Source organism: Streptomyces sp. NPDC127100 (genome assembly GCF_042724095.1).
Lineage (GTDB): Bacteria > Actinomycetota > Actinomycetes > Streptomycetales > Streptomycetaceae > Streptomyces.
This window is the reverse complement of the sequence record NZ_JBHXFL010000087.1, coordinates 1-9,559: the sequence shown is the minus strand read 5'-3', so window position 1 is coordinate 9,559 and position 9,559 is coordinate 1. Positions and strand designations below refer to the sequence as shown.

Annotated in this window: 3 protein-coding genes; all 3 read left to right on the top strand. The window is 70.4% G+C overall.

The annotated features are described in order from the left end of the window. A partial coding sequence (locus tag ACFWJB_RS35075; protein WP_386927346.1) for an amino acid adenylation domain-containing protein occupies nt 1-1,397 on the top strand: 1,397 nt, incomplete at its 5' end. 89 nt (nt 1,398-1,486) lie between these two features. Then, nucleotides 1,487-2,428: a TauD/TfdA family dioxygenase gene (locus ACFWJB_RS35070; RefSeq protein WP_385472574.1), complete on the top strand. Its 942-nt coding sequence runs from the start codon at nt 1,487-1,489 to the stop codon at nt 2,426-2,428. Between the two features lie 91 nt (nt 2,429-2,519). Further along, a partial coding sequence (locus ACFWJB_RS35065; RefSeq protein WP_386927344.1) for an amino acid adenylation domain-containing protein occupies nt 2,520-9,559 on the top strand: 7,040 nt, incomplete at its 3' end.

Genomic DNA, 9,559 nt, shown 5'->3' with positions numbered 1-9,559 from the left:
CCAACCCGCACACCACACCCGACCCCGCCCACCCCGCCTACGTCATCTACACATCCGGCTCCACCGGCACACCCAAGGGCGTCACCGTCCCCCACTCCGGAGTGGTGAACCGGTTGCGCTGGATGCAGGCCGAGTACGGGCTCGGGGCCGACGACCGGGTGCTCCAGAAGACACCGGCTGGATTCGACGTCTCCGTCTGGGAGTTCTTCTGGCCGCTGCTGCAGGGCGCGTCCCTGGTCCTGGCGAAGCCCGACGGGCACAAGGACGCCCGGTACCTGGCCGGACTCGTGGAGAGCGAGAGCGTCACCACGGCGCACTTCGTGCCGTCGATGCTCGACGCGTTCCTGAGCGAACCGTCGGCCGGTCGCTGCGTGTCCCTGCGGCGGGTGTTCTGCAGTGGCGAGGCGCTGCACGCTCATCTGGTGACGCGTTGCCACTCCGTGCTGCCCGCGGCGGAACTCCACAACCTGTACGGGCCGACGGAGGCGACAGTCGACGTCACGTACCACCCGTGCACCGCGGACAGCGACCCCCAGGTCGCTCCGTCGATCGGCCGTCCGATCTCGAACACACGGGTGTACGTGCTGGATGCCGAGCTGCGTCCGGTCGTGCCGGGCGTGGCCGGTGAGCTGTACCTCGCGGGGGCAGGACTCGCCCGCGGCTACCTGAACCGGCCGGCACTGACCGCGGAACGGTTCGTCGCCGACCCCTACGGCCCCGCCGGATCCCGCATGTACCGCACCGGCGACCTCGCCTCCTGGAACAACGACGGCACCCTGCGCTACCTGGGCCGCACCGACGACCAAGTGAAGCTGCGCGGATTCCGCATCGAACTCGGCGAGGTCGAAGCCGCGCTGACCGCCTGCCCCGCCGTCGCCGGCGCCGCCGTCGTGATCCGCGAGGACCGGCCCACCGACCACCGGCTCGTGGGATACGTGGTGCCCGAGGACGGCACGGACCTCGACCAGAGAAACGTGTGGGACCAGCTGAGGCTCACACTGCCCGAACACATGGTGCCCTCGGCCGTCGTCACCCTGGACGCACTGCCACTGACACCCAACGGGAAACTGGACCGCAAGGCACTCCCCGCACCCGACTACACCCGCACCACCACCCCCACCAGGGCTCCGCGCAACAGCCGCGAGGAGGCGCTCGCCGGCCTCTTCGCCGAGGTCCTCGGCCTGGAGTCGGTCGGCGTCGACGACAACTTCTTCGCCCTCGGCGGGCACTCCCTGCTCGCCACACGCCTCATCGGCCGCATCCGAACCGTCGTCGGCGCAGAGGTCGACCTGCGGACGGTCTTCACCAAGCCGACGGTGGCGGAGCTGGCCGAGAGCCTCAGGAGCCCGGGCAGGGCCAGGCCCAAGCTGCGGCCGCGGTCGCGCGGGACCACATGAGCGGGGTCCGACCGGCGGCGGGCAGTCGGACGCCCGGACAGCGGGACATCCATGGCGCCGGAAGTCACAAGGAACAGAGGAGAAGTGGCGTGAGTGAGTCGAGTGACTGGACGCCCCATGTGGTGACGCCGGACACCGCGGGGGTGGCGCCGAACCATGAGGGTCTGCTGACGGCGATCAACGACACGGCGAAGACGGCCGAACTTCTCCTCGCGAAGAAGGCCCTCGTCTTCCGCGGCTTCGGCACGTCCCAGGAGCAGGTCGGCTCGGCGCTCGATCTGCTCCTGCCGAACCGCCTCGCCTATGTGCACGGCAACTCGCCCCGCACCAAGGTCGGCAGCAACGTGTACACCTCGACCGAGTACCCGGCCGAGTTCACCATCTCGATGCACAACGAGCTGTCCTATGCCAGCCGGTGGCCGTCCCGGCTCGCCTTCTACTGCGAGCGCCAGCCGGTCACCGGGGGCGCGACGCCGGTGGTCGACTGCACGGTGTGGCTGAACTCCCTCGACGAGGACGTCAGGGCGGCGTTCAGCAAGGGCATCCGCTACTCGCAGAACCTGCACAGCGGGGCCGGCTTCGGCAGGAGCTGGATGGACACGTTCGAGACCTCCGACAGGGACGAGGTCGAGGCGCACCTCGCGGACGCCGATGTCACCTGGGAGTGGAAGGCGGACGGCGGCATCCGCATCACTCAGCTGCGCCCGGCCACCGTGCGGCATCCGGTCACCGGCAGCGAGGTCTGGTTCAACCAGTTCGACCAGTGGCACCTCGCCGGTCTCGATGCCGACACCGCGACGATGCTCTCCGAACTGCTGCCGGAGGACGAGCTGCCGCAGTCGGTGACGTTCGCCGACGGCACGCCCATTCCCGACGAGTACGTGGCGCACGTACGTGACAACGGTCTGGCCGCGGCCGTGGACGTGGACTGGCACGACGGCGATCTGCTGCTGATCGACAACGTGGCCGTGGCGCACGGCCGCCGCCCGTACACCGGACCGCGCCGTGTCCTGGTGGCCATGTCCGGGTGACCTGAAAACGTTTCCGGATCCGGATGCACATCGCGCGGGACAGACCAGCGCCAGAACCACTGCCATGACATGAGGGGAACGCGAAGAGACTATGGTGCCGTTGTCGTTCGCGCAGCGTCGGTTGTGGTTCCTGTATCGGCTCGAGGGACCCAGCGCGACGTACAACGTGCCTGTGGTGCTGCGTCTGTCCGGCGCCCTGGACACGAAGGCGTTACTTGCCGCGCTGAACGACGTGGTCACCCGCCACGAAGCCCTGCGCACGGTCTTCCCGGACAACGACGGCCAGCCGTACCAGGACATCCGTCCGGCTGCCGAGGCAGAGCCCGAAGTGAGTGTCGAAACGGTCACCGAGGCGGAACTGGCCGATGCGGTGGACCGCGCCGTGCGCCATCCCTTCGACCTCGCGACCGAGCTGCCGCTCCGCGCGACCCTGTTCGACGTCGACGATGCCGCGGACGAGCACGTACTGGTCCTGGTGATCCACCACATCGCCGGAGACGGCTGGTCGATGGGCCCCCTGGCCCGCGACCTCAGCACCGCCTACACCGCCCGTTGCGCAGGCGGCCCCCCGGCATGGGAACCCTTGCCCGTGCAGTACGCCGACTACGCCCTGTGGCAACACGAACTCCTCGGCGACGAGACCGACCCCGACAGCCTGCTGTCCACCCAGCTTGCCTACTGGAAGCAGGCTCTGGCCGGGTTGCCTGAGCGCATCGAGCTGCCGACCGACCGTCCGTACCCGGAACAGGCCGGGGCCGACGGCGGTTCAGTGCCGGTGCGGATCGACACCGAGCTGCACCAGGCCCTGAGCGGCCTGGCGCGGTCGCGGCAGACGACGGTGTTCATGGTGCTGCAGGCCGCTGTGAGCGTGCTACTGCACCGCCTCGGCGCCGGGTCCGACATCCCCATCGGCACGCCGGTCGCCGGCCGTGGCGAGGAGGAACTGGACGACCTGGTCGGCTTCTTCGTCAACACCCTCGTCCTGCGCACCGACCTGTCCGGCGACCCCACCTTCGCCGAACTCCTGGACCGGGTCCGCGAGACGGACCTCAACGCCTACGCCCACCAGGACGTGCCCTTCGAAAGCCTGGTCGAAGCACTCAACCCCGCGCGGTCCCTGGCCCACCACCCCCTCTTCCAGGTCATGCTCGCCCTCAACAACACCCCCCGCACGACACCGGAGTTCGGCGGGGAGCTGAAAGCCACCCCTCAGGCCGTCCGCTCCCAGTCCGCCCGGATGGACCTGTCCGTCAGTCTCGCCGAACATCACGACGACGACGGCGGCGCCGGGATCAGTGGCGTGATCTCCTACCGCACCGACCTGTTCGACCACGGCACGGTCACAGCCATGGCCGAGCGGTTCCTCCGCGTGCTCAGGAGCGCCGTCGCCGACCCGGAGCGACGCGTGGGCTCGTACGACCTGCTGTCGGACGACGAGCGACGCCAAGTACTGGAAGAGTGGAACGACACGGCCACGACTGATCTGGCCGGTACCGCCGTGGAGCTGTTCCAGGAGCGCGCGGTCGCGGTACCCGACGCGAGCGCGCTCAGCGCCGGCGGCGTCGATGTCCTGTACGCGGACCTCAACGCCCGCGCCAACCGCCTGGCCCGGCTCCTGGTCGAACAGGGCGTAGGCCCCGAACACATCGTCGCCCTCGCCCTCCACCGGTCCCCGGACCTGATCACCGCCCTGATCGCCGTGCTCAAAGCGGGCGCCGCCTATCTGCCACTCGATACCACCTATCCGGGCGACCGCATCCGCTTCATGCTGGAGGACGCCCGGCCAAGCCTCGTCCTCGCCCACTCCAGCGCCGGTGAACTCCTGCCGGATCAGGACGGCGCAGCAGTCATCGTCCTCGACGACCCCGCGGTCCGGAAGCACCTCGCGGGCCTGGAGGCGTCCGACCTCACCGACGCCGACCGGGTCGGAGCCCTGGACCCCGCGCACCCGGCGTACGTCATCTACACCTCGGGCTCGACCGGCACCCCCAAGGGCGTCACCGTCCCCCACCGAGGCCTCGCCAACTTCGCGCTCGCGCAGAGCGAGCAGTGGGGGATCGGTGTCGGCTCCCGGGTGCTGCAGTTCCTGTCGCCCAGCTTCGACGCCGCCGCCTCGGAGTTCTTCACTGCCCTGCTGACGGGCGGCACGCTGGTGCTCGCCGACGCGGACCGGCTCACGCCCGGGCCCGATCTCCTCGATCTGCTCCGTGACGAGGAGATCACGCACTGCACACTGGTGCCGTCGGTGCTGCGGGTGCTGTCCGAGGCGAGTCTGCCGGGCACCCTGACGCTGATCGTCGGCGGTGAGGCCTGCGGTCCGGAGATCGTGGAACGCTGGTCCGCAGGGCGGAAGATGTTCAACGCGTACGGGCCGACGGAGATCACGGTGTGCGCGACGCTGAGCGAGGCGCTGTCGGGTGCGGTGGTGCCGCCGATCGGCCGGCCGATCGCGAACGTGCGGACCTATGTCCTGGACGAGGGTCTGTCTCCCGTGCCGCCCGGGGTGCCCGGTGAGTTGTACGTGGCCGGGGCCGGTGTCGCGCGTGGCTATCTGAACCGGCCGGGGCTGACCGCGGAGCGGTTCGTCGCCGATCCCTACGGCCCCGCCGGGTCCCGCATGTACCGCACCGGGGACTTGGTGCGGTGGAACCGGGACGGCACGCTGCAGTTCCTGGGCCGCGCGGACCACCAGGTGAAACTGCGCGGATTCCGCATCGAACTCGGCGAGGTCGACGCCGCGTTGACGGCCTGCCCCGGTGTCGCGACCGCCGCCGCCGTCATCCGTGAGGACCGGCCCGGCGACCGGCGCCTGGTCGGCTACATCGTGGCCGACGGGCCCGTCGACGTCGCTCAGGTGAGGAAGGCCGTCGGCGCACGGCTGCCGGAGTACATGGTGCCCACGGCCGTGGTGCTCCTGGAGACGCTGCCCCTGAGCGCCCACGGGAAGCTGGACCACAGGGCGCTGCCCGCACCCGACCTCACCCGCGCCGCTCCCACCCGCGCCCCGGGCACCGCGACGGAGAAGACCCTCACCGCCCTCTTCGCCGACGTCCTCGGCCTCGACCCCGACCGCGTCGGCGTCGACGACGGCTTCTTCGCCCTGGGCGGCGACAGCATCAGCTCCATCGTCCTCGTCAGCCGCGCCCGCGAACACGGCCTCGACCTCACACCCCGCGACGTCTTCCAGCACCAGACACCCGAGGCACTGGCCCGCAGGGCCCGGCCGATCGGTGGTGCCAGCGCCAACGGCGGGGACGGCGGAGAGGACACCGACGCCGATCGCGCCGGAGTGGGCGAGGTGCCGCTGACGCCCGTCATGCACTGGCTCCTCGAACCCGGCCACCCCATCGACGCCTTCCACCAGTCGGTCCTCGTACAGGTGCCCGCCGGCATCGGCCGCGCGGAGCTCGGCGACGTACTGCAGGCGCTCGTCGATCACCACGACATGCTGAGGGCCCGCCTCGTCCGGCGGGACGGCACCGACGCCGACCGGGTGCTCCACGTCCCGCCGGCCGGTGCGGTGCCGGTCGAGCCGCACCTCACCCAGGTGGTGACTGCCGGTCTCGACGACGAGCGACGGCGTGAACTCCTCGCACACCACGCGGAACAGGCACGAGGACGGCTCGCCCCGGACAACGGGGTCATGCTGCAGGCCGTCTGGTTCGACAACGGGCCGGAGGAACCGGGCCGGCTGCTTCTGACGATCCACCACCTGGTCGTGGACGGCGTCTCATGGCGGATCCTGCTGCCGGACCTCGCCGTCGCGGGGAAGGCCGTACTCGCGGGGCGGGCCCCCGAGCCGGCTCCGGTCGGCACGTCGTTCCGGCAGTGGGCCCGCAGGCTCACGGAGCTGGCCGGTGAGCCCCGGTTCACCGCGTCGCTGCCGCAGTGGACCGAGATGCTCTCCCCACCCGAACCATGTCTCGGGCAGGACGCGGACGACCGTTCCGCACCCGACACCGCCGACACGCTGGACTCGCTGCGCGTCACCGTCCCGGCCGAACTCACCGAGGCGCTGCTGACCCGCGTGCCCGCCGCGCTGCACTCCACCTCCAACGAAGTGCTCCTGACCGGGCTCGCCGTCGCCCTCGCTGCCTGGCGCGACGATCCCCGCCACACCGCCACCCTCATCGACCTGGAGGGACACGGCCGCCAGGACGACCTCGCCGGGACCGACACCGCCCGTACCGTCGGCTGGTTCACCAGCATGGCACCGGTCCGCCTCGACCCCGGCGCGGTACCGGCCGCCGACCTGCGCACCGGCGGGCCCGCGGTCGGACGTGCGCTGCAACAGGTCAAGGAGCAGTTGCGCGCCGTCCCCGACAACGGATTCGCCTACGGACTGCTGCGCCACCTCAACCCGGAGACGGCCCCCCTCCTCGCCGGGCTTTCCAGCCCCCAGGTCGCCTTCAACTACCTCGGCCGGTTCACCGTGCCCGCCCCCGGCGCCGACACCACGGCCGCGGACTGGCAGCAGGTCCCCGGCAACCCGTCGCTCGGCGGTCTGGACCCGCGTATGCAGGCCCCGAACCCGTTGATGATCAATGCCGTCACCGTGGACTCCGCGGACGGCTCCGAGCTGAGCGCCACCTTCAAGTGGCCCGAGGACCGCTTCGCCCGTGACCGTGTCCAGGACCTCGCCGACGCCTGGCTGGTGGCTCTCGCCGCACTCCGCACGCACGCCGAAGGCCCCGAGCCCGCGGGCAGGACCCCCAGCGATCTCGACCTCGTCGACCTCACCCACCACCAGATCGTCCAACTCGAGCAGCGACACCCGGGACTCGTTGACGTCTGGCCTCTTTCCCCGCTCCAGGAAGGGATGCTCTTCCACGCCCTCGCCGACAGTGCGGAACCCGACGCCCTCGATGTCTACACGGTCCAGATGGCGCTGCGTCTCGACGGATTCGTGGACGGCAAGGCCCTGGAGGCGGCAGCACAGCGCATGCTGGAGCGCCACCCCAACCTGAGAGCGGCATTCCATCACGAGGGCCTGGACCGACCGGTGCAGATCATCGAGAACGGAACGCGACTTCCGTGGCAGGAAGTCGACCTGCGTGCAAGCGCCGACGCCGACGCCGCGCTGGACGACTTCCTCCGCAAGGAGCGGGCGCGGCGATTCGACCTCGCACAGCCGCCGCTCATGCGGTTCGCACTGGTGCGCCTGGGCGAAGACCGCCATTGCCTGGCCATCACCCAGCACCACATCCTCACGGACGGCTGGTCGTCGACCCTCCACATCAAGGAACTCCTCGCTCTGTACCGGCTGTACGCAGCCGGTGGCGACGACTCCTCCCTGCCCAGGCCGACGCCCTACCGCGACTACCTGACCTGGCTCGTGGAGCGCGACCGCACGGCGGCACTCGACGCCTGGACCCGGGCGATGGCGGGAGCCGAACCGACGTATGCGGCGGCGGCCGCATCCCCGGCGGACCCGGGGCCCGCGCCTCTGCCCGAGCGGCTGGTGTCCCACTTGGACGCGGAGACCACGGCGGCCCTCGATGCCCAGGCCCGCCGGGCCGGCGTGACCCTCAACACGCTGGTGCAGTGCGCGTGGGGTGTGCTCCTCGGCCGGATGACCGGTCAGGACGATGTGGTGTTCGGTGCCGTGGTGTCGGGGCGGTCGCCCGAGATTCCGGGTGTCGAGAGCATGATCGGCCTGTTCATCAACACGGTGCCGGTCCGGGTCCGATTGGGGGCGGAGGACACGTGGGCCGATCTGGCTGTGCGTGTCCAGTCCGAACAGGGGGCCTTGCTGCCGCACCAGCACCTGTCCCTGACGGAGATCCAGCGGGCCTCCGGTACGGGCAATCTGTTCGACACTGTCGTCGCCTTCGAGAACTACCTGGCCGACCGCACCGGGCAGGCCGCCGACGACGCCGGCGGTCTGCGCGTCACCGGAGCCACGGGTTACGACGGCGCCCACTACCCGCTGAACCTCGTCGTCGTCCCCGGCCCCGAACTGCGGCTGCGCCTCGACTACCGCGACGACAGCATCACCCGCCCGGACGCGGACGCGCTCCTCGATCGCCTTGTGCGGATCCTGACGGCGGTGGCTGGGGATGCGGGGGAGCGGGTCGGGTCGGTGGAGTTGCTTTCCGCTGGTGAGCGGGAGCGTGTGATCGGTGTGTGGGGTGCCGGTCCGGTGGGGGAGGCGCGGGCGGGTACGGCGCCGGCCGTGTTTGCGGGCAGGGTGGCTGAGGCGCCGGATGCGGTGGCGGTGGTGTCGGGGGACGGCAGCACCGTGTTTTCGTACGGTGAGTTGGATGCGCGGGCGAACCGGCTGGCGCGGTTGTTGGTGGACCGGGGTGTGGGGCCGGAGCAGTTGGTGGCGCTTGCGTTGCCGCGGTCGCCGGAGCTGGTGGTGGCGGTTCTCGCGGTGTGGAAGGCGGGGGCGGCGTATCTGCCCGTCGATACTGGTTATCCGGTGGACCGGATCCGTTTCATGGTCCGGGACGCGCGCCCGGCGCTGGTGGTGACGGACGCGTCGACGACGCATCTGTGGGAGCACGGCACACCTGTGGTGCGGCTCGACAACCCGGCTGTTCAGGCCGAGTTGGCTGGCGTAGATCCAACGGTTCTGGCTGCGGACGGGCCTGAGCCGGCGCATCCTGCCTATGTCATCTATACCTCGGGGTCGACGGGTGTGCCCAAGGGTGTGGTGGTGACGCATGCCGGTCTGGTGAGTCTGGTGCAGGCTTCGGGGCCTCGTCTTGGTGTGGGTCCGGGTAGTCGTGTGTTGCAGTTCGCCTCTCCGAGTTTCGATGCGGCCACGTGGGACTGGAGTCTGGCGTTGCTGTCGGGGGCGGCGCTGGTGGTGGCGGATGTGCAGGAGCTGGCCCCGGGTGCCGCTCTTGCGCGTGTGCTGTCCGAGGCGGATGTGACGTATTGCATGGTGCCGCCTTCGGCGCTGGGTGTGCTGGATGTGGCACGGGTCCCGGAGTCGGTGACGGTTGTGGTGGGTGGCGAGGCCTGTGACCCTGACACGGTCGGGCGTTGGTCGGTTGGCCGGCGGATGGTCAACGCCTATGGGCCGACGGAGACGACGGTCTGTGCGACGTTGAGTGATGCGTTGTCGGGTGTGGTGGTGCCGCCGATCGGCCGGCCGATCGCGAATGTGCGCACCTATGTCCT